This is a genomic window from Kitasatospora sp. NBC_00039 (assembly GCF_045160625.1).
Classification (GTDB): domain Bacteria; phylum Actinomycetota; class Actinomycetes; order Streptomycetales; family Streptomycetaceae; genus Kitasatospora.
Genome location: NZ_CP108289.1, coordinates 749,348 through 770,884 on the forward strand (window position 1 = coordinate 749,348; position 21,537 = coordinate 770,884).

A 21,537-nucleotide genomic window follows, 5' to 3' on the forward strand; every position below is an offset into this window, starting at 1 on the left:
GGGCTCGAAACTCAGGGTTCTGAGCTCAGGGCTCAGGGCTCAGGGCTCTGAGCTCAGGCTCCGGGCTCACGGCGGGCAGGCTCAGGCGGGCAGGCTCGGGGCTCGAACGGGCAGGGCTCGAACGGCAGGGCTCAGGCGGGCAGGGTTTCGCGGAACGAGTCCAGGGCCGGGGCGGTGTTGGTGGCCACGAACTCCGTGACCGTGTACGCGGCCAGGCCCGCCAGGACGAAGGGGTCGCTGCCGGTGATCTCCTCGATCGCCGCCCGGTCGGCGCCCGCGGCGAGGATGACACCCCCCTCGCGGGGCACCTTGCGGCCGGAGGCGAGGAAGGCCCCGGCCGCGTAGTGCGCCTTCAGCCACTCCAGGTGCTCGGAGAGCACGGCGTCGATACGGTCCAGGGGCGCGGTGTAGGTCAGATCCAGAACGAACATGTGCCCCAGGCTAACCGCCCGTTCCGAGGCACCGTCAGTCACCCTGGCACTGCGGGATTTTTACCGAACGGTCGACCAACCGGGCCCGCCGCGGGGCTAGCGTTCACGGCATCCCCGACAACCACCGGGCGCGGGCAGCCCGCGCAGGAAGAGGTGTGCCATGAGCTGGATCGACGTCCCCGGAGCCGCCGCGGCGCTGCCGCGGGCATGGAGCTCCCGCGTCCTGGGCCGGGTGGGCCCGGCGGCGGTCAAGGTGCTGCGGATGGACGAGCTGCCGGTAGCGGAGGAGCGGCACGACGTGACCGAGGTGCTGCTCGTCCTCGACGGCCGGATGGAGCTGCTCGTGGACGGCACCTCCGTGCCGGTGGGGCCCGGCGGGATGTACGTCGTCCCGGCGGGCGTCCCGCACGCGGTCGCGGCGGGGAGCCGGGGCACTCTGGTGATCGTGGAGACCGAGGGCTGAACTGCCCTGGCCGCGTGCCCGGGTGGCGGACACCGGGGCACGCACGAGGTGGGCGAGGAACGGATTCGAACCGTCACAGCCGAAGCGGGGGCTTTACGGGCCCTTGGGCTCACCGGTGCCCGACTCGCCCTCGACGTCTTCACCCTGTCCCCGGCCGCCCACCCGCCACAACAGGGTTTCCGGCCACCGCCGTCAGGTCCGCAGCAGCGTGTCAGGCTCAATCATGCCCGGTCAGCGGCCGTTTCGGTAGGACTCGGGACACGTCCGATTCTCCTTGCCCCGGGTGCGGTGCCGGCCGCAGACTCGTCCGCATCCACTCCCCCGGCCCCGTGCCGGCACCCGTCCGCGGGCGCCGTCGCGCGCGGCGTGCTGCCCGGCCGCCGGGAGGAGTCGGCGAATCGAGGGGGAAACAGGGCATGAACGGTGTGAACCAGGACGCGGTGCTGCGGGCGCGGATGATGCTGCTCAGCACCGACCGGCGGGTGCTGCGCGGGCCGAACGCGCTGTCGGTGTACCGGCTGCTGACGACGGTCGCGCCCGAGGTGTACGGGTCCAAGCTGGCCTACGTGCTGGTCGAGGCGGCCGGCTCGCCCGCGCTACGCGAACTGCCGCAGGCTCGGCGGGCATTGCTGGACGAGGCGGTCGCGGTGGCGGAGGCGCTGGAGCCGCGGAACCCGTTCCGGGCCAAGGTGCTCGCCCGGGCCCTGACGGCCCGCGGGGCCGTGTAGCCCCGCCCGGCCCAGGTCGGCCCAGGTCGGCCCAGGTCGGCCCGGGCCGGTCGGGCCGGTCGGGCCATCCGGCACCTGCGTCTCCGGCCTTTCCCTCCCCGGCCGGCGTCGCGTCAGGTGACGTTCAGCGTGAGCTCCGCGGTGTGCAGCTGTCCGGCGGTCTGGAACTGCAGGAATACGCGCCAGCTCCCGGCCTCGTCGAACATGGCCTGGAAGGTCAGCGTCGGACCGCCGTGGTCGCCGTCGACCTCGTTCGCCGGGTGGAGATGGGCCAGCGCCTGGTCGCCCTCGTGGAAGGCGGTGAGGTGGGCGTAGCTGTCCAGGTACGGCTGGAGGTCGGTGACGGGCTCGCCGTCCTTGCCGACGGTGGCGGTGAGCTGGTGGGCACCGGCCTTCGGCTCGCTCCGGAGGGTGACGGTGTAGCCGTCGACCGTGGTGCTGCCGACCGGGGCGGGGAGCGGTACCGCGGCGGCCGCGCCGGGCACGGTCACGGTGCGGCTGAGGACGAGCTCGCTGCCCTTGCGGGGGCCGCTGTCCGGGATGAACGACGTGTACAGCCGCCAGTTTCCCGGGGCGAGGGCCGCGAGGTCCGCGGTCCACGTGCCGTCCGCGGCCATCACCGGGTGCAGGTGCTGGAATCCGGTGAGATCGGAGCGGATCGCGTAGAAGTGCAGCTTCTTCGTCTGGTGCACGGCGAAGTCGGTGACCGGCCGCCCGTCCGGGCCGGTGATGGTGAACCGGTAGCCCACGGTCCGGTCTGCGGGCAGGCCGGCGGCCTCGGGGTCCAGGCGGTAGCCGTCCCGTTCGGCGGCGAGGCCCCGGGAGGTCGCGGGCATGTCCGGCATCCCCTGCATCCCCTGCATGGCCGGCATGGCCGGCATGGCCGGGGCCGCCGCGCCGGGCGTCATGGTCATCGCACCGTGGCCCGTGGCCGGCATGCCCTGATGCCCGGAGTGCGACGACGAACCGCATGCGACGAGGCCGACGAACAGCAGAACCGGCACACAGGACGCCAGCGCCCAGCCGCGGGAGAACGAACGATGAGGAGCGGGCATCAGCAGGTCTTTCCCGTGACAGCGCGCCGCGAGGAGCGCATGGATGGCGGTGACAGACAGGAGATCCGTGAGGGCCGCCGGGATAACCAAAAGTTCGGGGACGGCGCACGGGCGCCCACGCCCACGGCACCCGCCCCGTACCCGGTCGGGCGATGCCGGGGCCCCGGCCACCGCGTCGCGGCAACGGCAAGGACAAGGACAAGGACAGCCGGCAGCCCCGGCGGCGAGGTGAGGGTGGGTCACCTCGCCGGCCGCGCGACATCGGACACCGGTCCGAGGTGGCCGAGCTTGTCGGGGTTGGACACGGAGTGGATCGCCTGGATCACGCCGTCGGCGATGTCAAGTTCGATCACGCTGGCCACGCGCCTTTCGGCGTCGTGCATCACGGCGCCGGGCCGGCCGTTGATCCAGGCCGGCCGGGCGGAGGCGCCGAGCATCCGGATCCGGCGGAACCCGCCGGCTCCCGGGGCACTCCCGGCGCACGCCCGTACGCACGGTGACGCCGTACCAGGTGTGCGGCGGGCCGGCGACCACCGCCGCGGCCCGGGCGATCGCTCATGCGGGAGGCGGTACGGAGGGCGCGGAAGGCCTCGACGTCGGGCACCCCGGGGCGCATCTCGTAAGAGCCACCACTATCATTCATGCCTTACCCCGTGGGGCGCTCGGCTCCGGATGCCCCGAAGGGAGTACCCCATGCGCCAGCCCCGGGTCCTGCTGCTGGACGCGGCCCCCGGCGACCTGCTCGACCGGGAGCTGGCGCGGTTGGTCGGCCACGGACTGGCCGTCACCCTCAACCTCCGCCGGGTGGCCGACCACACGGCGGTGCGCGCCACGTGGGCGGGCCGGGTCGGGTTCACCGACTTCGACGCCTTCGACGAGTCCGCCCTGATCGCCGAGACCGTCCGGGGAGGCCTCGGCCACGACGCCGTCAAGTCCCGGGGCGGGGTGCCGCTGCGTGCCGCCTTCCTGGACGCGGCGACCAGCCCCGCGCTCGCCCACCGGCTCCGGGCGGTCGGCCGGGCCGGGGCCGGCACCGACCACGTCGACCTGGCCGCCGCCGCCCGCCACGGCGTCACCGTCACCCACACCCCGGGCTCCAACGCGAACGCGGTCGCCGAGTTCGCCCTGGCCCAGCTCCTCACCCTGACCCGCGACCTGCCCGCCCACAACGAGGCAGCACACCGGGGCAGTTGGCGCACCCCGGCCGGACCGGCGGTGGAGCTGTCGGAGCTGACCCTCGGCATCCTCGGCCTGGGCCGGATCGGCCGCGCCCTGGCCGCACGGGTGACCGCCCTCGGCATGGACGTCCAGGCGCTCTCACGCGGTCCGGCCGAGGCCCCGGTGCGCAGGGCCCCCACCCTCGCCGCGCTCCTGGCCGGCAGCGACGTCGTCTCCCTGCACCTGCCGCTCACCCCGCAGACCCGCGGGCTGATCGGCCGGGCGGAGCTGGCACTCATGCGGCCGGGGTCGGTCCTGCTGAACACCGCCCGCGGCGGCATCGTCGACGAACAGGCACTGGCGGATGCGCTCCGCGACCCGGCGCACCCGCTCGCAGCGGCCGCCGTCGACACCTTCGCCCATGAGCACGCCGCCTTCGCCTCGCCGCTCTTCGGCCTGCCGAACGCCCTGCTCACCCCGCACGTCGCCGGGATGACGCGGGGCGCGATGGCCACCGCCGCCCTGCGGTGCGCGGACCACCTCGCCGCCCTGCTCGCCGGCCGTCCGGACGGCGTCCCGGTGGTGGGCGTCGGCTGGTAGCCGGCGGCCCGTGCCCCGGCGCCGTTCGGTGCCGGGGCGGTCGGCCACGCGGCGGTGTCACCAGGTGGCGCCGGCGGGCTGGCGGGTGGTGGCGTTGAGGCGGTTGAAGAAGTTGCTCAGGCTGATCCAGAGGACCAGCGAGGCCAGCTGCCGCTCGTCGAAGTGTGCGGCCGCCGCGCCCCAGACGTCGTCCGGTACGACGGCCCGGTCGGCGAGGCGGGTGACGTGCTCGGCCAGCTCCAGGGCCGCGCGCTCGGCGTCGGTGAAGTAGGGCGCCTCCCGCCACGCGGCGACGGCGTGCAGGCGCTCGTCGGTCTCGCCGTTCCTCTTCGCGCTCGCCACACCGCTGACGACGCAGTAGCTGCAGCCGTTGATCTGGCTGGCGCGCAGGTGGACGAGTTCGAGGGTCGGCTCGGGTACGCCGCCCTTCTTCGCGGCCTTCATCACGCCCAGGATCGCGGGCAGCGCCTCGGGGATGACAACGGCGGGGTTGGCCATGCGGGCGTCGCTCACAGCGGTGTCCTTCTCTCTCTGCTCCGTGGTGCTGTCATCTCTTCCGACGGGGCCGATCCCGCAGATGTGACAACCGGCGCGGAGAAATCCGAACACCTGGCGTGCCCGCCTCAGCCCGCCCGGCGGGCCGTGGCGAGCAGGTGGGCCAGGGCCAGTACGGCGAGCCCGGCGGCCGGCACGAGGTAGCCGGCCGTCAGCACCCGCACCGGGCCGAAGCGGTCGGTGGCGTACACCCGAGGCGAGGTTGCCGCCGGCTCGCCGGAGCCGCCCCCGCCCGTCGGCGCCCCGTGCGGAGCCGGGGCCGGGGCGGGGGCGCTCCTCACTCGGCGGTGACGCGCAGGTTGGCGAGGAGCGTGGCGCCGTCGGCGGAGGTGGCGAGGACGCGGCCGGAGCGGTGCCAGTGGGTGACCGCGCCGGCGTGTCCCCGCAGGCCGGCGTACGGCGGGTCGGCGTGCGGGAAGACGGCCGTGGCGGTGGGCTCGGCCGCCGGGGCGGCGCCCAGGTGGACGAGGGCGCCGGTGCCGTCGGCCAGGGGGACGGTGAGTGCCCAGTGGTCGCCGTCCACGGTGGGGCCGTACGGGGCGAGACCGGCGACGGTCATCTCGGTGGCGGGGCCGGCGGACTCGTCCGTCCGGACGAGGGTGGTCCGGTCCGGGTGCTCCTGCACGTGTGCGGTGAGCAGGCCCTCGGAGGCGAGCGCCACCGAGACGTCGGGGGCGGTGGTGGCCTCGTCCAGGCGGAGCCGGGAGCGCAACTCCCAGCCTGGCAGGTCCCAGCGCCACAGTTCGGTGAGCGGCGAACCGTCGGGCAGGGCGGAGACCACGACGGCCGCGCAGCTGCCGGCCGTACGGGCGATCCGGCCCACCAGCCGCTGCCCGTCACCGAGTTCGCGCCAGACCACGGTGGGTCGTGGCGCCAGGGTGTCCAGGACGGCGATGCCGTCCTCGTCCTCGGTGATCAGGTGGCGGCCGTCGAAGGACGGGGCGATCTGCCGGACCCGCAGAGTGGTCCAGGGCCGGACGGCCCGGGTGACGAGGTCGAGGCGGGCGATCTCCCGCACCCGGCCGTAGCCGGCCACCAGGAGCGCGCTGCCGCCGTGGTCGGCGAGGACCAGGTGGTCGGCGGGCACGTCCCAGCGGGCCTTGGTGCGGCCGTCGGCGGTCAGCAGCCGCACGCCCGCCTGGCCGCAGGCGACCAGCAGGGCGCCGGAGCCGAGCAGTGCCGCGTCCAGCACCGGCAGCGTGCCGGGCCACTCGGCGGCGGTGTACGCGGGCGCGGCGCCGGCGGGACGGGCGGGCTGCCGGGGCCGCGCCAGGTCGGCGGCGGCCAGTGGGTCGGCCCGCTTCAACAGCCGCTCGGCGAGGGCGCTTTCGGCCTTCCTGGCATGGACGCCACCGAAGCCGCCGTCCCGTACGACCGCCCGGGCGGCGGCGGTGGCGAGTTCACGGTCGGCGGCCGGGTCGGCGGCGGGCAGGTCCGCCAGGGCCGCGGCCAGCGCCGAGCGGCCGGTGGCGCGCGGGTCGCCGTCGCCGTCGAGGACCGCCAGGGCCAGCGCCCGGGTGGCCTCCCCCGCGCCGAGTGCCAGCAGGTACGGCAGCGCCCGGCCGCGGGCCGGGCCGCCGAGGGCGACCGCGTCACGCAGGTCGGCCGCGATCGTGGGCCGCAGCGCCTCGTCCGGCCAGGCGGCCTCGACGGTGCCGAGGCGGTCGCCGGCCTCCCGGCAGTGCGCGGCCCAGGCGGCACGCAGTTCGCGGGCGGCCTGCGGGTAGGTGGCGGTGAGGCGTTCGACGGCGGTGGCGAATGCACCCCGGCGGTGTGCGATCCGGACGGCGTGCTCGCGCTCGCCGGCCCGCCACCAGAGCCGGACCACCAGGTCGGCGGCCAGGTCCCGGCCCTCGGCGAGTTCGGCGGCCTGTGCGGTGCGGCCGTTGCGGATCAGCACGGCGACCGCCTCGGCCGGCGCGTTCAGCAGGTCGGCGAGGACGAACGCCGCCTCGTCGACCCGGCCTTCGCGCTCCAGCGCTTCCGCGGCGTGGCGGTAGAGGCCGGCGAGGTGCTCGTGGACGGTGGGGCCGGAGAGCGGGGACGCACCGCCCGCGCCGGCGGCCTTCGGAGTCGCCCGCAGCTCGCCCGTGTAGCGGCGGGGCAGGCCGAGGGAGAGCCAGGACTTCCCGCCGGCCGGCTTGGCCCCGGCGACCGGGACGGCGTCGCGCAGGGCGTCCTCCCAGCGGCGCTGTTCGAAGGCACGGGTGAGTTCGTGCAGGTAGCGGGCGTGGCGGCCGCGCACCAGTCGGGCCGCCGGGGTGCGCATGGCCAGGCGTGCCAGCAGGCCGCCCAGCCGCGGGCGGCGGGCGCTCCGGGGCCGGCCGGGGGCCGGTGCGGCGGGGCTTGCGGCGCCGGCCGCCGCAGTGGTCTCGGTGGCTCCCACGCGGCGGCGGGCAGCAGCCAGCCCGACGGCGAGCACGATGAGGAACCCGCCGGGGCGGAAGCTGCGGTCGGCGACGATCCCCACGAAGCTGGCCGCGGCCATGAGCATGGCGCCCAGCGTCAGGACCAGGGCGAGCCAGTACGCGGCCGGTCCGACCTTGGCCGCGAGGGTGCCCGGCCCCGGCCGGACGAAGGACCGCCGGCGGGCTCCGGCCGGGGCGTCCCCGGTGAGCCGGCGGGCCCGTGCGCTCGACGGACGAATGCCGGCGGCGGTCCGCAGGTCGGGCTGCGGTCGCTGCGGCACGGCCTCCTCGACCGGTTCGGCCACGGGCTCGGCGGCGCCACCGACCGGTCGCGGGCGGTGCAGGGCGACGCCGGTCGGGTCGAGCCAGCCCGACGGGTCCAACTCCGGCAGTTCGGAGATGTCGTGGGTGATCGTCAGACCGGCTGCGATGAAGGCGAGCCGCCCGGCCCGCATCTCCCGCCGGTCCGTGCCGACGGCGACCAGCGCACCGCTCTCCGCACGCTCGACCGGAAGTCCGGGGGCCCGGTCGGCCCGGACCTCCACGGCTGCGGCCAGCGTGAACAGCCAGCGTCCGTCCGGTAGTTCACGCAGTACGGCGCCGTCCTGCCAGCGCGTCAGGACGCGGGCGGCGGCCTCGGCCGCGCCGATCACCGGCACGTCGAGGAGGTATCCGGCGGCGGTGACGGTGGCGCGGAACGCCGCGGCGGGTGTGGCGGTCACTCGTCGCTCCCGATCAGGTGGTGGATCCGGCCGGTGTGTGCGTGGCCGACCACGATCCGGCCCGGCCGGGTCTCGGCGGCGATCAGCGGCAGCGTCGGGTGGACGGTGGGCGGCGCGGTGCCGCCGGAGAAGCGGCTCAGGGTGCGGACCCCGTCCGCGCGGACGGTGCGCACCAGACGGCCGCTGTGGGTGCAGGTGACCAGCGCGGGCACCGCCTCGTGGTGGACCAGGCCGATCACCTCGGCGGGCTCGCGGAAGGAGATCCGGAGCTCCTCCCCCTGCCGCGCCGGCCCGTTCCAGTTCCTGCCCCGCCACGTCCGCACGTGCCAGTTCCTGCCGTCCTCCGACCAGCCGACGGTGGCGCCGCTGTGCACGAGGTGACGGGCCCGGGCGGCCTCGGGCGGCAGGCTCCGGTCGTACAGCCGCGGCTCGCGGAAGCGGTTGAAGTACTGCCGCCCCTCCACGCCCCGGCCGACCTCGCCGTCGTCGGCCACGGCACCGTCGGGCGCGATCCGCCACCAGCGGCCGGCCAACGGCAGCACCAGATCGTCCCCGTTGCGCAGCAGCGGCAGGACGGGGCGGGTGAGCTGCTCGGCCAGCCGGGCCCGGTCGAGCCCGAACGCGGCCGCCTCGGCGGTGAACCCGCCGGGCCGGCCGCCGCGACCGGAGAGCGGCCGGCCGCTGACGTAGGGGATCAGCCGGTCGCCGCGCACGTACAGGGCGATCAGCCGCCGGCCGATGCGCCCGGCGGCGACCACCGGGCCGTGCAGTTCGTGGCGCCGCGGCCGGACCGCGGTGACGGGACCGTCCTCACCGCTCGGCAGGTTGACTGCGAGCAGGGTGGAGGCGCGCTTTCCCCGGGCGATCAGGGTGCGGGCGTCGGTGGTGAAGGCGGGCAGCGCTGCCCCGGTGCCCCCGGCCGGCCCGGTCGCCCCGTCCGGCAACGCGACGGCGGCCGGCGCGACGGCGCGCCGGAACTCGCTGCCGCGCAGCGCCCGGACGGCGATCTCCGCTGCGGGCAGGGGGAGTTCGGTGGCGGCGCCGTCGAGGCGGACGGTGACGTGGGTGGCTCCGTCGGCGGACCAGCGGGCCGGTTCGCTCGCCAGCACCCGGGCCCGGGCCGGGAGTTGCCCGGCGAGCCGGGGCGAGGCGAGCAGCCAGGCGTGGTCCTCGGCGTCGAGGCCGGCCTGGGCCCGCCGGACGTCCTCGGTGGTGGGGTCGGCCGGCCGGCGGGCGGCCAGCCAGGCCGGCAGCAGCTCGGCGAGGTCGCCGGCGAGCAGGCGGCCGAACGGATCGCCGAGCACGCCGACCGCCAGTTCGGTGCCGCGCGCGGCCGCCCGGCGGTGCAGGACGAGCAGCGCGGCGAGCTGGACCAGCCGGCCGGCCCCGGCCTGGGTGGGGCCGGTGTCGACCAGCGCGACGATCCGGCCGCGGGCGACCGGAGTGCGGAACTCCGTTGCATGGTGGAGGAGTTCGCCGTCCGCCAGGCGGCGCAGGAACTCGTCCGGGTAGGCGTCGGCGAGCAGCCACTCGGAGGGCAGCAGCCGGTCCGGCCGGCCCGCGCGGGTGAGGCCGCCGAGGCCGTCCGGGTCGCCGAGCACGTCGGCGACGGGCTCGCGCGCCCCGACCAGGGCGTCCAGGCGGCGCACCAACGGGCCGAGGGCGACGGCGAGTTCGGGGCTGAGCGCGGAGAGGGTGGCGGCCCAGGGGGCGAGGGCGGCGGGCAGCCGGGTGGTCGTCATCGGTGCGCACTCCGGGTGTACGGCTCCAGCGCGTCCGGGGAGGCCACGGGCGGGGGAGGGTCGGCGACCAGGGCATGGCCCGGGACGAGGACGCAGAGTTGGCCGTCCCCGGCGCCGAGCGCGCGGCGCCAGAGTGCGGCGGCCGGCCCGGGGCGGGCGGTGGTGGGGACCAGCAGGCCGGCGTCACGGCCGAGGTAGCGGGCGCCGTCGGCCCACGGCAGGTCGGCCTCGGAGCCCAGCACGAGCAGCGCGACCGCACCGGGGTCGGACAGCACACCAGCTGCGGCCACTGGGCCGCCCGCGGTCGGCACGGCGTCCGCAGGCGGCGGGCCGTCGGCGAGGACGCCGAGGCGGGCGCCGGCGCGGAGCCGGTCCCGGGTGGCGGCGGCCAGTGCGGGCACCGCGTCGCCCAGGGCGAGCACGGCGGCGGCGGGCAGCGGGGGCTCACGGCGCTCCCACCGCAGCGGGAAGGCGGGCGGGGCCTGGGTCACGAGGGCGCGACCGCCGCAAACAGGTCGGCGCGTATGCCGGCCAGCGCGGCCGGCAGGTCGGCCGGGTCGAAGCCGGCGTCGATCTCCCGCAGCGCCGCCTCCATCCGCAACCGCGAGTCGCGACCGCCGGGCAGGCCACGGTGCTCGGCGAGCAGCGCGGTACCGGCGCGGGCGAGCCGCTCCGCCCGGGCCGCCGTGCTGCGGGACAGCTCCTCGGCGGCGTGCACCAGGCTGCGGTTGGCGGCCTTCTCGATCAGGTCGGCGAGGGTGTCCCGGGCCAGCGCCTGGGTGTCGGCGGTCGGGGCGATCAGCGGCAGTACCCAGAGGTCGCGTGCGGAGGCGGAGCTCCGGCCGTCGAGCACGGCGGCCGCGGCGACCAGCTTCTGCGAGCGCACCGCCCGCCGGTCGCTGAGCGGCACCCCGGCCCCGCGCAGCCGGCGCAGCGCGGCGGCGAGCAGCGGGGTCACCTCGTCGAGGTCGCACGTGCGGGCGGCGGCGGCGAGCCGGTCCACGGCGCCGAGCAGGTCGCCGGGGTGGGCCGGGTCGGCAGCCGGGCGACGGCCGGCCTCCAGCAGCTCCTCCAGCCGGGCGTCGGCGACCGGCTCGACGAAGACCCGGGCCAGGAAGCGGTCGGCGAAGGCGGCGAGCGCGGGATCGTCCGGCAGGTGGTTGGCGGCGCCGACGCAGACCCGCAGCGGGCTGGCGAGGACGGTGCCGCCACGGCGGAATACCCGCTCGTTGAGCAGGCCGAGCAGCGTGTTGAGGACGGCGGTGGAGCCGAGGAACACCTCGTCCAGGAAGGCGATGTCGGCCTCGGGCAGCATCCCCGCGGTCTCGAACTCCACCCGCCCCTCGCGGAGTCGGCGCAGGTCGACCGGCCCGAACAGCTCGTTGGGCTCGGTGAACCGGCCGAGCAGGTACTCGAAGTAACGGCCGCCCAGCTGCCCGGCGACCCGCCGCACCGCCTCCGACTTGGCGGTGCCCGGCGCTCCGACGACCAGCAGGTGTTCACCGGCGACCGCGCAGAGCGTCACGACCTCGGCCACCGTCTCACGGTCGATCATGCCCCGGCCTGCGGCGGCCACGGCGGCACCGACCAGTTCGGCGTCCCCGGCGGGGGCCGAAGGGCGGGTGGTGGCGGCCGGGTGGACGCCGGCGGTCGGGTGGGTGCTGGTCTCGGTCACGAGCACCGGAGTCTACGGGGCCGCACCCGCGCCGACGAGCGGGTTTCCGGGTGGCCGGCCGTGCAGGGGCCGGACCGCTCAGTCGCCCCGCCCCGGCCAGCCGTCGCGGTTGGAGCAGGACTCGTAGTCATAGCGGGTGAGCCGGTCCCACTCCTCCCCCGTCGCCCGCTCGTACGCCTCCTCGTGCACGTAGAGCAGCTCCTCGCAGTGCCGCCCGGTGAACGGTGCGAACCGCTCCGGCTCGCCGAAGACGCTCTCGTACGTACGGCGGCCGGCGGCGACCACGGCGGCCCGCGCGTACAGGAAACCGTCGTCCGACTGCGGGAAGGGCTCGCCGCCGGACAGCTCCGGCCCGGCGACCGGCAGGATGCCGAAACTCTCCTGGTCGATCCCGTACAGCGCCTCCGCGAGGCGCTCGCCGAAGCCGATGATCTGACCCACCGTTCCGGCGGCCAGCGCCTCGGTCAGCCGCTCGCAGCCGGCCTCGATGCCTGCACAGGTCGCGGTGCCGGCCTCGCCGCCGAGCAGCTCGACCAGCTCCCAGAACCGCGCCCAGGTCATCGACGGCAGGTCGGTGGCGGTCGCTTCCGCAGTCATGCCCATGCGTCCAGCCCTTCGTGGTGTGCGAATCGGCGGTCGTCCCGCCGGAGCAGACCCTGTCAGACGGTACCGACAACGCCGCAGGCCACAGGCCCCGCGGCCACGCCGGCCCCCGCTCTCGGGCACCAGGGCCGCCGTCCGGGGCGAGCGGGAAAACTCGTAGCCCGACGGCGCCGCCACCGGAGAGGATGCGTCCATGAAGGACCTCCCTCACGGCCTGCCGCCGGCGAACTCGCGGAAGTGGCACAGCCGCCGCTGGTGGGACCAGTTGGGGTATCTGCGCGTGCGTTCACTGGCGAACCCGAACTGGCCCCGGGACATGCCGTGGCTGATCACGTGGTTCCGGCGCGAGCGGTCGGCCGCGCCACCGGACGACCAGGCCCTCTACGACCGGGCCATCACCGCAGCCCGGGAGTGTGCGCGAACGCCCGTCGGCTCGGCGGACGCTGAACGGGCGTGGGATCGCGTGCTCGAGCCCGTCGACGAGCTGCTCGCGCGGCGGCAGGCGAGGCACCTGGACGAAGTCCGTCGGGTCCGAGCCGGCCGAGGTGAGGCCGGTCCCTGATGTCGCTGCCTGACGTCGGTGCCGTCCGCCGACGGAGGTTGATCGCCGGGCCGGCCCGGGTGCGCGAGGCCGTGAGCGCGAGGCCGTCAGTGCGGGACCGTCAGCGCGAGGCCGTCAGCCGCCGCTCCCCATCCCGCCCTGTGCGGCGACCATCGTCATCCCCAGGCCGGCCACCGCCCGGGCCAGGCCCGGCGCCTCCTCGGCCAGCCGGCCGGTGAGCGCGGCGACCCGGTCGGCGTGGTCCCGCCGGTCCTGCCGGGAGACGACCAGCCGCAGGTGCCCGTGTGCCGCCAGCGCCGCCAGCACGGCGTCGGCGAACGGGACCGCACCGATCGGGCCGCCGCCGCGGACGACCTCCGCCGCCCTCAGCTGGAGGTCCTGTGCCTCGCGCGGATCCGCCAGGGCCACCGGGCGCAGCGGCTCGACCGCGCCGTAGGGGTTGCGGTCCTGCACCGTCAGCACGCCGAGCACCGCGAGCTGTTGCTCGACGGCCTCCAGCGTCTCGTCCCGGCTCCGTCTGATCCACGACTTCCAGCTGCGCGGGCGGGAGTCCAGCTCGGCGAGCACCGCGTCGAGGACGCGGTCCTCCGCGGGGGCGGTCGCCACGACCCGGACCCGGCCGCTCCTGTCCTCGGCGAGGTCGCCCCGGTGGGCGAGTTCGGCCAGGGCGGCCGCGCGCAGCAGGAAGCCGGCCCGGGTGCGGTCCTGGAGGGCCTGGGCCCGGGTGTCGAAGGCCAGCAGGTAGGCGGCCAAGTGCAGCGGTCGGCTCATGACAGCGACGATACGGCGCCCCGCGCGGCCCGCCATCCGTCCGCAGGACGGAGTCCTTCTCCGTCTCCGGGACCACCTGACCGGCCTCGCTCCTCCTGCGGTCCCACCGAGGCCGGGCCCGGGAGGGGTGCGGCGCGGCCGTCGGGTACCGGCTCGGCGGCGAGCACATCGAAGGCCTGGTCGAGGAGGTCCGGAAGGTCGGGGGCGGCGGCGCCGGCCGCGGGGTGCCGGACCCAGGCGCGCGAGGCGGCCGGGCGGGCGGCCAGGGCGGCGTCGATGCGGGCGAAGTCGGCCCGCAGGCAATCCAGCACGGCGTCCTCCCGGGAGGGGAAGTACCGGCTGAAGGTGCGCGGGGAGACGTCGGCCAGGTCGGTGATGTCCTCGACGGAGACGGCGGCCAGGCCCCGTTCCAGCACCAGCCGGAGGGCGGCGGCGGCCAGCGACTCCCGGGTCCGGCGGGCCTTGCGGTCGCGCCGCCGCTCGGGGGCCTCCCCGGTGGCCGTGGCCGTCTCGATGCTCACGGCGCCCACCGTACACTCGGGATGTCGTGCGAGGACATGAGTCCCGGCGGGACATCCCGGGTGCCGCTCAGCTCACCTCGGGGTGGAAGCGGTGCAGGCCCTTGCGGTCGTAGTACCTGGTCATCGCGAAGCCGAAGACCAGCGCCGCCACCGTCCCGATCGCGATCATGATCCAGGCCCGCGCAAGCCCCGCGTCGGCGCGCGCGTCGAAGTAGAGGATCGACCGGACGCCGTCGCTGAGCTGGCGCATCGGCTCGAACACCGCCAGCCCCTGGTAGAAGTCCGGGAGCGCCTGCAGCGGAATGGTCGCCCCGGAGGACGGCAGCGACAGCGCGATGAAGACGAACATGCTGATCAGCTGCCCGATCCCGCCGAACGCGGCGATCAGCGCCTGCGCGCCGAGCCCCACCGCCGCGCTGGCGCAGACCGAGAAGACCCAGAGCAGCGGCAGGTGCGAGGCGTCCATCCCGAGGACCACCACCGTCGCCAGCATCACCAGGCTGGACGTCAGCACGGCCAGCCCGACCGACATCACGTTGGTGACGACCAGCGTCTGGGTGCGGCTGATCCGCACCAGCGGCCGCTGGGTGCGCAGCGGGCCCAGCTCGCTGGCCGCGTAGCCGAGGGCCACGTCGACACCGTTGCTGATCACGTTCGCGCCCAGGAAGCCGCAGAGGACGAGCAGCAGCGTGTAGTAGAACGCGGTCAGGCCGAGGCCGCTGTGCGGGCCGATGGGGTGGCCGACCCGGACCTCGACCGTCACCGGGTCCGCCAGTTGGAGCGCCGCCGCGTTGGTCGCCGCGCCGCCCTGGGCGGGCGGCTGGCCCGGTGGCTGGGCCTTGGCCTGCGCCTGGGCCTGGGCCTGCGCCGTGAGGGTCTTGCCGAGCTGCGCCGAGGCCTGCTGCGCGGCCGCCTGCGAGATCGAGGAGGCCAGCGAGGAGGCCAGGCTGCCCACCCCGGGGTTGGTCAGTACGGTCATCGTCGGGCGGGCCGGCGGCTGCGGCCCGGCCGGGGCACCCATCGCCGCCACGGCGGCGGTGAAGCCGGCGGGGACCTCCAGCGCCCCCGCGAGCTTGCCCGAGGACAGCTGCTCGTCGGCGCCGGCCCGGTCGAGCACCCGCCAGTCGATCTGCCCCTTCGGGTCCGGCGCGGTGGCGATGCCGGCGGTGATCTGCGCGCCGAGGTTCTGCTGCTGCCCGCCCACGACGGCGCCCCCGTCGGAGTTGACCAGGCCGATCGGCAGCCGGTCCAGGTCGGCGCGCGGGTTGACGATGCCGCCCATGTAGAGCAGCGACAACAGGAACGCCACCGCGCCGATGATGATCGTCGGCACCATCCAGACCTTGGGGTTGCGCAGCACCTGCCAGGCGCGTACACCGTCCTCAGGCCGGTTCGAAGTCATGGCTCTCCCGTGGACGTCGCTCGGTCGGCCCCCGCCCGAACGTAGCCGTCCGCCTCCGCCCGGCCGTGGCGCCTCGCCCGTACCGCCCACCGGGCCGACCCGGTCGGCCCGGTGCCCGGGAAGGGCACTGCGGGGGAGGCTCGCGCAAAGGGGGCTCGGCGCTCAGTGCTTCAGCGCGTCCGCGCCCCGGTAACCGGCCGGAACGCCCCGGGCGAAGATCACGTCGGCCGGGCGCGTGGGCGGGCCGGAATCAGTCGTGGATCGGTAGGGGTTGACCGATTGCCCCTGGCGCACTGACTAAGCGCTTGCTTAGAATCGGCTCCGTCGTACGTCCAGCCATCGGGAGCCGCCATGCTGTCCGCAGAGAACCGTCAGATCCGCCTCGCCCGGCGCCCGGTGGGCGAGGTCGGGCCCGAGGACTGGGACCACGTCACCGAGGCGGCCGCGGCGCCCGGCGAGGGGCAGTTCGCCGGGCGGACCCGCTTCGTCTCGCTCGACCCGGCGATGCGCGGCTGGCTGGACGACCGCCCCTCCTACCTGCCGCCGGTCGGCCTCGGCGAGGTGATGCGGGCCGGCTCGGTGGTCGAGGTGACCGAGTCCAACCACCCGGGCTTCCGGATCGGCGACCTGGTCGCCGGCACCTTCGGCGTCCAGTCGCACGTGGTCTCCGACGGCAAGGGCACACTGAAGATCGACGCGTCCGCCGCCTCGCCGTCGACCTTCCTCGGCGCGCTGGGCATGCCCGGCATGACGGCCTACTTCGGGCTGCTGGACGTCGGGGCGCTCAAGGAGGGCGAGACGGTCGTGGTCTCGGGCGCGGCGGGCGCCGTCGGCACCATGGCCGGCCAGATCGCCAAGGCGAAGGGCTGCCGGGTCGTCGGCATCGCCGGCGGGGCCGGGAAGTGCGCCCTGCTGACCGACGAACTCGGCTTCGACGCCGCCATCGACTACCGCACCGAGAACGTCAAGAAGGCGCTGCGCACCCATGCGCCGGACGGCATCGACGTCTACTTCGACAACGTCGGCGGCGAGATCCTGGACGCCGCCCTGGCCAATCTGGCGATGCGCGCCCGGGTGGTGGTCTGCGGCGCCATCAGCCAGTACAACACCACCACGGGCGTCCAGGGCCCGTCGAACTACCTGTCGCTGCTGGTGTGCCGGGCCCGGATGGAGGGCTTCGTGGTCTTCGACTACGCGCCGCGCTTCACCGAGGCCGCCCGGGAGATCGGCGGCTGGATCGCCTCCGGGCAGATCAAGGCCCTGGAGCACGTGGTCAAGGGCACCGTCGACGACTTCCCGCAGACCCTGCAGATGCTCTTCCGCGGCGAGAACACCGGCAAGCTCGTCCTCGAACTGGTCTGACCGCTCCGCCCCCTCAGACCGTGAGCGGCCCGTCCGAGGGGGCGACCGGGGCCGGGAGGTCGGTGCTGCCACGCAGGTAGCGGTCGACGGCCGCGGCCACCGCCCGGCCCTCGGCGACCGCCCAGACGATCAGCGACTGCCCGCGCCCGGCGTCGCCCGCGACGAACACGCCCTCCGTCCCGGCCGCGAAGCCCTCGTCCCGGGAGAGCCGGCCCTGCCGGTCGGCGGCCAGGCCGAGTTGGCGGGCCAGGCCGCTCCTGCGCCCCGGGCCGTTGAAGCCGAGGGCCAGCAGGGCCAGCTCGGCCGGGAGGGTCCGCTCCGTCCCCGGCCGGGGGCGGCGGTCGCCGGGCCGCGCCTCGGCGAAGCGGACCGCCGCCAGCCGACCGTCCGCGCCCGCCTCGAACCCCACCGTGGCCGCCGCGAACACCCGCGGCTCGGCCGCCGAGCCCCCGGCCTCCTCGTGCGAGGTCGTCACCCGGTACACCTTGGGGTGGACGGGCCAGGGCTGGCCCGGCGCGCGACGCTCCGGCGGCCGCGGGTTGATGTCGAACTGGGTGACGGCGGCAGCCCGTTGGCGCAGCACCGTACCCAGGCAGTCGGCGGCGGTGTCGCCGCCGCCGACGATCACCACGCTGCGCCCCTCGGCGCTCAGCGGGGAGGCCTGGCAGTCGCCCTCGTCGACCCGGTTGGCCAGGGTCAGATAGGTGATCGCCTGGTGCACCCCGGGCAGCCGGCGGCCGGGCACCGGGAGGTCCCGGCAGGCGGTGGCCCCGACCGCGACCACCAGCGCGTCGCACCGGGCGCGCAGGCCGTCCGCGGACACGTCCCGGCCGACCGCCACCCCGGTGCGGAACCGGGTGCCCTCCGCCGCCATCTGGTCGATCCGCCGGTCCAGCCGGTGCTTCTCCAGCCGGAACGGCGGGATGCCGTACCGCAGCAGCCCGCCGATCCGGTCGGCGCGCTCGTACACGGTCGTGGTGTGCCCCGCCCGGGTCAGCTGCTGGGCGGCGGCCAGGCCGGCCGGCCCCGAACCGACCACCGCCACCCGCAGGCCGCTCATCCGCTCCGGCGGCTGCGGCCGGTCGTAGCCGTCCTCCCAGGCCCGGTCGGCGATCGCCAGCTCCACGTTCTTGATCGTCACGGCCTCGGCGTCGATCGCCAGCACGCAGGCGCTCTCGCAGGGGGCGGGGCAGAGCCGGCCGGTGAACTCGGGGAAGTTGTTGGTCGCCAGCAGTCGTGCGGCGGCCGCGCCCCAGTCGTCATGGGCGACCAGGGTGTTCCAGTCGGGGATGACGTTGCCCAGCGGGCAGGCGTGGTGGCAGAACGGCAGGCCGCAGTCCATGCAGCGGGCGGCCTGGGCGCCGATGACCGGCAGCAGCGCCCCCTCCCGGTAGACCTCGTGCCAGTCCCCCAGCCGCTCCTGCGGGGGCCGGCGCTCGCGCGCCCGGCGGGGCGTGGTGAAGAAGGCCATGCGGTCGGCCATGGAATCAGCCATCGCGGTCTCCGGCAGGGCGTGCCAACGCGGGGCGGTGACGCCGCCGTACCGGGCCGGTCGGGCGCGCCGCCGGGCTGCGCGTCACCGTGTGTGGCCACCGTACGCCTGCGAACCGCCCGGCGGGAGGGACGGGGGCGGGCCGGCCGCCGGGCGGCCGGCCCAGTGGGTCGGCGGACCCGGCGGTCGGACGTCGGAGGCGGGTCGGCGGCTGTCGCGGAGGGGGCCGCTCAGGCCTTCAGGAAGGCCTCCAGGGCGGTGGCGAAGGCCACCGGCACCTCGTGCATCGGGTAGTGGCCGGAGTTGGCGAGGACCTCCAGCTCCGCCTGCGGGTAGTGCGCCAGCCAGGTCTGCCGCATCACCTCGGCGGACAGGGCCGGGTCGTGCTCGCCGACGAAGACCTTGACCGGGAGGGTGCTCCCGGCGACCTTGGCCGCGAAGTCCTGGGTGGTCCAGTCCCGGAGGTAGCCGGCCACCGCCTCCGGGCGGGAGCCGGCCACCGAGCGGGCCGTCATCGCGTCCAGCCAGCGCGCGCAGGCGCGGTTCCCGGTGACCAGGTCGAGGATGGCCCGCCGGTTGGCCGGGTGCTCGGCCGCACCGTGGAAGAGGTCGTACGCATCGCCCTCCAGCGGGAAGGCGCTCGCCGGGACCGGAGCCACCCCGACCAGCTTCCGCACCCGGCCGGGCGCCTCGGCGAGGACGCGCTGCGCCGCCTTTCCGCCCATCGAGTGGCCGACCACGGAGAAGCCGTCCCAGCCCAGCCGGTCGGCCAGGGCGAGCGCGTCCGACGCGATCTCGGCGAGGGTGAACTCGCCCTCCACGTCTCGCCGTTCGCCGTAGCCGCGGTAGTCCGGTAAGGCGTAGGCGAAGGCCTCCGGATCCAGGTGGTCGAGGAACTGGCCCCAACCGGCGCTGGTACCGAACCAGTCGTGCAGGACGAGGACCTTGTGCGCACCGTCTCCGATGGTTCGGTGACCGTTCGTCATGGGAGGCTCCCTTGGGGTGGTGTGACGGCGGGTACCTTCCCCTCGGCCGCCGGGCTACTCCCGGCCCAGCCCACGCCGGTGGGGCCAGACCGCCAGACCGGTGCCGCAGGCGGCCGCCACCAGCCCGAGCACCGCCACCGGGCGCGACCACTCACCCGCCCCGGTCGGCGCGAACGCGACCGGCAGGACCAGGACGGACGCGGCGACCGCGGCCACCGCGTGCGCCGGCCGGGCCGTGCGGCGGTGCGGGCCGAAGGCGTCGACCAACAGCAGGTAGCCGGTCACCAGGACGGCCACCGCCGCGGCCTGCCAGAACGGCGGCTCGCCCGGCGCGGCGAGCACTACGGCCCCGGCGGGCAGCACGGTGGCGCGGCCCGCCAGGAGCCGGGCGGGCCAGCCGACCGGACGGCGCGGCGCGTCCACCGGCGGCACGGCGACCGCGGCGGCGAGGACGACGGCGACCACGGCGGCGGCCGGCCCGAACCGGTCCACGGCACTGCCGGGGCTGCCCGCCGGCCCCGCGGCGGCGAGCGCCAGGGCGGCGCCCGTGACGCGCAGCGCGGCACGCTCCGGCCAGCGCTTCGGCGGCACGCTCGCTGTACTCCTCGGGCTGCCGTGGTGCGGATCCACGTTCTTCGGCCGCGCATTGTTCGGATCCATGTTCTTCGGATCCACGTTCTTCGGACCCACGTGCAAGCCAGGACCGGCGGTCATCGGACTCCTCCCCCGATCCGGCGGCGCAGCAGGGGCGCGAGCGCCAGGTCGAGCGTCTCCCCCGGGACGTAGCGGGCCACCGGGATGCCCTTCGTGCGCAGGGCCGAGCGCATCGCCTCGCGCTCGGCGTGCCAGAGCCGCAGGGCGAGGGCGTCGATCTCGTCGCCGGGCGCCACGGGCGGCTCGCCGGCCGGGATCTCCACCACCACCAGCGGGTTGCCGCGCTCGCGGACCTGCCCGAGCACCTCCAGGATCCGCTGGTCGGCGAGCGAGGTGAACGCGTACACCAGCGCGTGGCCGGGCAGCGCGGGCAGTGGAAGCCGCGGGAGGGCGGGGCCGCGGTGGCGGCGGTCCTGCCGGACTTCCAGCACGCTCTCCACCATCCGGTAGAACTGGCGGTCCCCGGTGCCGGCGGTCAGCCAGCGCAGCGTCCCGCCGACCGCGATCAGGCCGACCCGGTCGTGCCGGCGCAGGTAGGCGCGGGTCAGCCCGCCGGCCGCGCGCAGCGTCTCGTCCAGGCTGGACAGTCCGGTGGCCGCGTCCCGGAAGTCGGCCAGCGCGTCCAGCAGGACGACCGCGTCGGCGGCCCGCTCGGCTGCGAACTGGTTGATCTGGACGGCGTCGCGGCGAGTGGTCGACGGCCAGTGGATGCGCCGCTGGCGTTCGCCCGGCACGTGCGGGCGCACCCCGACCACCTCGACGCCGGTGCCCTCCTGGGCGGTGGTGTGCTCGCCGAGCCGTTCGGGCAGCCGGACCGGGATCGGGGTGAGCCGCGAGGCGCTGGGCACCGGGAAGACGTCCACCTCACCGAGGTCGCTGCGCACCGTGCGGCGGGTCAGGCCCCCGGCGTCGTAGACGTCGACGTCGACGGCGCCCAGGGTCCACCGGCCCCAGCTCCGGGTGCGCAGGACGAGGTCCACCCCGGTCGCGCCGACGGTGAGCGCCTCCAGGGCCACGCCGGGGCCGAGCGCGATGGTCGGGTCGAGCGGGCCGATGCGCCCGTCGTGCCGGACGGTGATCCGCACGACGATCTGCTCGCCCTCGAAGCAGCGGCGCGGTTCGGCCGTGCTCTCCGCGGTCAGCCAGGACGGTCTGCTGCGGCCCGGGGCGGCGAGCGCCAGCAGGACGGCGGGGCCGGCGGCCAGGGCGAGCAGCCACGCGTGCCCGGTGGCCAGCGCGGCGACGGACGCGACGGCGGCCACGGTGAGCAGGCGCAGGCTCTGCTCACCGACCCGCCAGTGCGGCGAGGGCGGGGTGCTCGGCAGGCCGGCCACGGTGGCCCGGGCGCTGCGGGCCAGCAGGCGGGCGGTGACCCGGTCGTGCGCTCGGGCGGGGGGTCGTGCCGTGGTGGGGGCGGAGGGCTTGCGGTCGGTGCTGGCGGGCGCCGAGGCCAGCCGCCGCACGGGGCGGCGGCCGGGGCCGGCGGTCTGCGCGGCGAGTCGCCGGGCCCGCTCCCCGGCACGGTCTCCGGGCTGCCCGGCGGGGCCGGGGTCTCCGGCAGGCCGGTTGGCTCCGGCAGGTCCGGCGGGTCCGGCGGGTCCGGCAGGTTCGGCGGGGCCCGTGCGCCCGGCGGGTCCCGTGGGTTCG

At 76.2% G+C, this 21,537-nt stretch carries 22 protein-coding genes and 1 tRNA gene; 5 read left to right on the forward strand and 18 right to left on the reverse strand.

Annotation, left to right across the window (positions count from 1 at the left end; genetic code table 11):
* Positions 1–131: 131 nt before the first annotated feature.
* A complete protein-coding gene (locus OG286_RS03700) occupies positions 132–431 on the reverse strand; it encodes a YciI family protein (RefSeq protein WP_396322363.1) in 300 nt (99 codons plus the stop codon).
* Positions 432–591: 160 nt separating this feature from the next.
* Between OG286_RS03700 and OG286_RS03705 the strand changes: the two genes are divergently transcribed.
* On the forward strand, positions 592–894 hold the full coding sequence (locus OG286_RS03705; RefSeq protein WP_405363154.1) for a cupin domain-containing protein: 303 nt from the start codon (positions 592–594) through the stop codon (positions 892–894).
* Positions 895–943: 49 nt separating this feature from the next.
* Here OG286_RS03705 and OG286_RS03710 read toward each other — a convergent pair.
* Positions 944–1,024 (reverse strand) — tRNA-Tyr (locus OG286_RS03710).
* 286 nt (positions 1,025–1,310) lie between these two features.
* Between OG286_RS03710 and OG286_RS03715 the strand changes: the two genes are divergently transcribed.
* Positions 1,311–1,622, forward strand: coding sequence for a hypothetical protein (locus OG286_RS03715; RefSeq protein ID WP_396322361.1), 312 nt, complete (start codon positions 1,311–1,313; stop codon positions 1,620–1,622).
* Positions 1,623–1,735: 113 nt separating this feature from the next.
* Here the strand turns inward: OG286_RS03715 and OG286_RS03720 are convergent, their stop codons facing one another.
* Positions 1,736–2,458 carry a hypothetical protein gene (locus tag OG286_RS03720; RefSeq protein WP_396322360.1) on the reverse strand — a complete coding sequence of 241 codons (723 nt, stop codon included), beginning with the start codon at positions 2,456–2,458 and terminating at the stop codon, positions 1,736–1,738.
* Positions 2,459–2,916: 458 nt separating this feature from the next.
* Positions 2,917–3,114 (reverse strand): hypothetical protein, encoded by a 198-nt coding sequence (locus OG286_RS03725; RefSeq protein WP_405363152.1) that lies wholly within the window; start codon positions 3,112–3,114, stop codon positions 2,917–2,919.
* A 256-nt stretch (positions 3,115–3,370) separates the two neighbouring features.
* Here OG286_RS03725 and OG286_RS03730 point away from each other — a divergent pair, with 256 nt between their 5' ends.
* Positions 3,371–4,435 carry an NAD(P)-dependent oxidoreductase gene (locus tag OG286_RS03730; protein ID WP_396322359.1) on the forward strand — a complete coding sequence of 355 codons (1,065 nt, stop codon included), beginning with the start codon at positions 3,371–3,373 and terminating at the stop codon, positions 4,433–4,435.
* Positions 4,436–4,492: 57 nt separating this feature from the next.
* Here the strand turns inward: OG286_RS03730 and OG286_RS03735 are convergent, their stop codons facing one another.
* From OG286_RS03735 to OG286_RS03765, 7 genes are all read right to left on the reverse strand, one after another.
* Positions 4,493–4,933 carry a carboxymuconolactone decarboxylase family protein gene (locus OG286_RS03735; RefSeq protein WP_396322397.1) on the reverse strand — a complete coding sequence of 147 codons (441 nt, stop codon included), beginning with the start codon at positions 4,931–4,933 and terminating at the stop codon, positions 4,493–4,495.
* A gap of 125 nt (positions 4,934–5,058) precedes the next feature.
* The gene (locus tag OG286_RS03740; RefSeq protein ID WP_396322358.1) at positions 5,059–5,181 is read right to left on the reverse strand and encodes a hypothetical protein; all 123 of its coding nucleotides are present in this window, start codon (positions 5,179–5,181) and stop codon (positions 5,059–5,061) included.
* Positions 5,182–5,267: 86 nt separating this feature from the next.
* Complete coding sequence (locus OG286_RS03745) at positions 5,268–8,120, reverse strand: bpX6 domain-containing protein (protein ID WP_405364729.1); 2,853 nt, start codon at positions 8,118–8,120, stop codon at positions 5,268–5,270.
* On the reverse strand, positions 8,117–9,862 hold the full coding sequence (locus tag OG286_RS03750; protein WP_396322356.1) for a hypothetical protein: 1,746 nt from the start codon (positions 9,860–9,862) through the stop codon (positions 8,117–8,119). Before OG286_RS03750 ends, OG286_RS03745 begins: the two co-directional genes overlap by 4 nt.
* Positions 9,859–10,353 (reverse strand): hypothetical protein, encoded by a 495-nt coding sequence (locus OG286_RS03755; RefSeq protein WP_396322355.1) that lies wholly within the window; start codon positions 10,351–10,353, stop codon positions 9,859–9,861. The genes OG286_RS03750 and OG286_RS03755 overlap by 4 nt, the downstream gene beginning before the upstream one ends.
* Complete coding sequence (locus OG286_RS03760; RefSeq protein ID WP_405363145.1) at positions 10,350–11,537, reverse strand: AAA family ATPase; 1,188 nt, start codon at positions 11,535–11,537, stop codon at positions 10,350–10,352. Before OG286_RS03760 ends, OG286_RS03755 begins: the two co-directional genes overlap by 4 nt.
* Positions 11,538–11,615: 78 nt before the next feature.
* Complete coding sequence (locus OG286_RS03765) at positions 11,616–12,134, reverse strand: DUF4240 domain-containing protein (RefSeq protein WP_405363143.1); 519 nt, start codon at positions 12,132–12,134, stop codon at positions 11,616–11,618.
* A 199-nt stretch (positions 12,135–12,333) separates the two neighbouring features.
* Between OG286_RS03765 and OG286_RS03770 the strand changes: the two genes are divergently transcribed.
* Entirely contained in the window at positions 12,334–12,702 is a 369-nt protein-coding gene (locus OG286_RS03770; protein ID WP_396322352.1) for a hypothetical protein, read from the forward strand.
* 114 nt (positions 12,703–12,816) lie between these two features.
* On the opposite strand, the gene OG286_RS03775 is transcribed toward OG286_RS03770, so the two are convergent.
* The 3 genes from OG286_RS03775 to OG286_RS03785 form a co-directional block, all read right to left on the reverse strand.
* Complete coding sequence (locus tag OG286_RS03775; protein WP_396322351.1) at positions 12,817–13,473, reverse strand: GPP34 family phosphoprotein; 657 nt, start codon at positions 13,471–13,473, stop codon at positions 12,817–12,819.
* Positions 13,470–13,994, reverse strand: a complete 525-nt coding sequence (locus tag OG286_RS03780) for a TetR/AcrR family transcriptional regulator (RefSeq protein ID WP_396322350.1) — start codon at positions 13,992–13,994, stop codon at positions 13,470–13,472. Before OG286_RS03780 ends, OG286_RS03775 begins: the two co-directional genes overlap by 4 nt.
* 67 nt (positions 13,995–14,061) lie before the next feature.
* Complete coding sequence (locus OG286_RS03785) at positions 14,062–15,396, reverse strand: YhgE/Pip domain-containing protein (RefSeq protein ID WP_405364731.1); 1,335 nt, start codon at positions 15,394–15,396, stop codon at positions 14,062–14,064.
* A 351-nt stretch (positions 15,397–15,747) separates the two neighbouring features.
* On the opposite strand from OG286_RS03785, the gene OG286_RS03790 reads away from it, so the two are divergent.
* Complete coding sequence (locus OG286_RS03790; RefSeq protein ID WP_396322348.1) at positions 15,748–16,758, forward strand: NADP-dependent oxidoreductase; 1,011 nt, start codon at positions 15,748–15,750, stop codon at positions 16,756–16,758.
* Between the two features lie 13 nt (positions 16,759–16,771).
* On the opposite strand, the gene OG286_RS03795 is transcribed toward OG286_RS03790, so the two are convergent.
* The 4 genes from OG286_RS03795 to OG286_RS03810 form a co-directional block, all read right to left on the reverse strand.
* Complete coding sequence (locus OG286_RS03795) at positions 16,772–18,241, reverse strand: glutamate synthase subunit beta (protein ID WP_396322396.1); 1,470 nt, start codon at positions 18,239–18,241, stop codon at positions 16,772–16,774.
* Between the two features lie 239 nt (positions 18,242–18,480).
* Complete coding sequence (locus OG286_RS03800; RefSeq protein WP_396322347.1) at positions 18,481–19,236, reverse strand: alpha/beta fold hydrolase; 756 nt, start codon at positions 19,234–19,236, stop codon at positions 18,481–18,483.
* 54 nt (positions 19,237–19,290) lie between these two features.
* The gene (locus OG286_RS03805; RefSeq protein ID WP_396322346.1) at positions 19,291–19,896 is read right to left on the reverse strand and encodes a hypothetical protein; all 606 of its coding nucleotides are present in this window, start codon (positions 19,894–19,896) and stop codon (positions 19,291–19,293) included.
* Positions 19,897–19,946: 50 nt separating this feature from the next.
* Positions 19,947–21,353, reverse strand: coding sequence for a DUF58 domain-containing protein (locus tag OG286_RS03810; RefSeq protein WP_396322345.1), 1,407 nt, complete (start codon positions 21,351–21,353; stop codon positions 19,947–19,949).
* Between the last annotated feature and the right edge of the window lie 184 nt (positions 21,354–21,537).

Bases quoted from the DNA above. Each gene is read 5' to 3' on its own strand.
- OG286_RS03700 (WP_396322363.1), bottom strand. From the start codon at position 431: ATGTTCGTTCTGGATCTGACCTACACCGCGCCCCTGGACCGTATCGAC.
- OG286_RS03795 (WP_396322396.1), bottom strand. From the start codon at position 18,241: ATGGCCGACCGCATGGCCTTCTTCACCACGCCCCGCCGGGCGCGCGAG.
- OG286_RS03720 (WP_396322360.1), bottom strand. From the start codon at position 2,458: ATGCCCGCGACCTCCCGGGGCCTCGCCGCCGAACGGGACGGCTACCGC.
- OG286_RS03770 (WP_396322352.1), top strand. From the start codon at position 12,334: ATGAAGGACCTCCCTCACGGCCTGCCGCCGGCGAACTCGCGGAAGTGG.
- OG286_RS03790 (WP_396322348.1), top strand. From the start codon at position 15,748: ATGCTGTCCGCAGAGAACCGTCAGATCCGCCTCGCCCGGCGCCCGGTG.
- OG286_RS03775 (WP_396322351.1), bottom strand. From the start codon at position 13,473: ATGAGCCGACCGCTGCACTTGGCCGCCTACCTGCTGGCCTTCGACACC.
- OG286_RS03785 (WP_405364731.1), bottom strand. From the start codon at position 15,396: ATGACTTCGAACCGGCCTGAGGACGGTGTACGCGCCTGGCAGGTGCTG.
- OG286_RS03730 (WP_396322359.1), top strand. From the start codon at position 3,371: ATGCGCCAGCCCCGGGTCCTGCTGCTGGACGCGGCCCCCGGCGACCTG.
- OG286_RS03715 (WP_396322361.1), top strand. From the start codon at position 1,311: ATGAACGGTGTGAACCAGGACGCGGTGCTGCGGGCGCGGATGATGCTG.
- OG286_RS03800 (WP_396322347.1), bottom strand. From the start codon at position 19,236: ATGACGAACGGTCACCGAACCATCGGAGACGGTGCGCACAAGGTCCTC.
- OG286_RS03735 (WP_396322397.1), bottom strand. From the start codon at position 4,933: ATGGCCAACCCCGCCGTTGTCATCCCCGAGGCGCTGCCCGCGATCCTG.
- OG286_RS03705 (WP_405363154.1), top strand. From the start codon at position 592: ATGAGCTGGATCGACGTCCCCGGAGCCGCCGCGGCGCTGCCGCGGGCA.
- OG286_RS03765 (WP_405363143.1), bottom strand. From the start codon at position 12,134: ATGACTGCGGAAGCGACCGCCACCGACCTGCCGTCGATGACCTGGGCG.
- OG286_RS03725 (WP_405363152.1), bottom strand. From the start codon at position 3,114: ATGCTCGGCGCCTCCGCCCGGCCGGCCTGGATCAACGGCCGGCCCGGC.
- OG286_RS03805 (WP_396322346.1), bottom strand. From the start codon at position 19,896: ATGGATCCGAACAATGCGCGGCCGAAGAACGTGGATCCGCACCACGGC.
- OG286_RS03750 (WP_396322356.1), bottom strand. From the start codon at position 9,862: ATGACGACCACCCGGCTGCCCGCCGCCCTCGCCCCCTGGGCCGCCACC.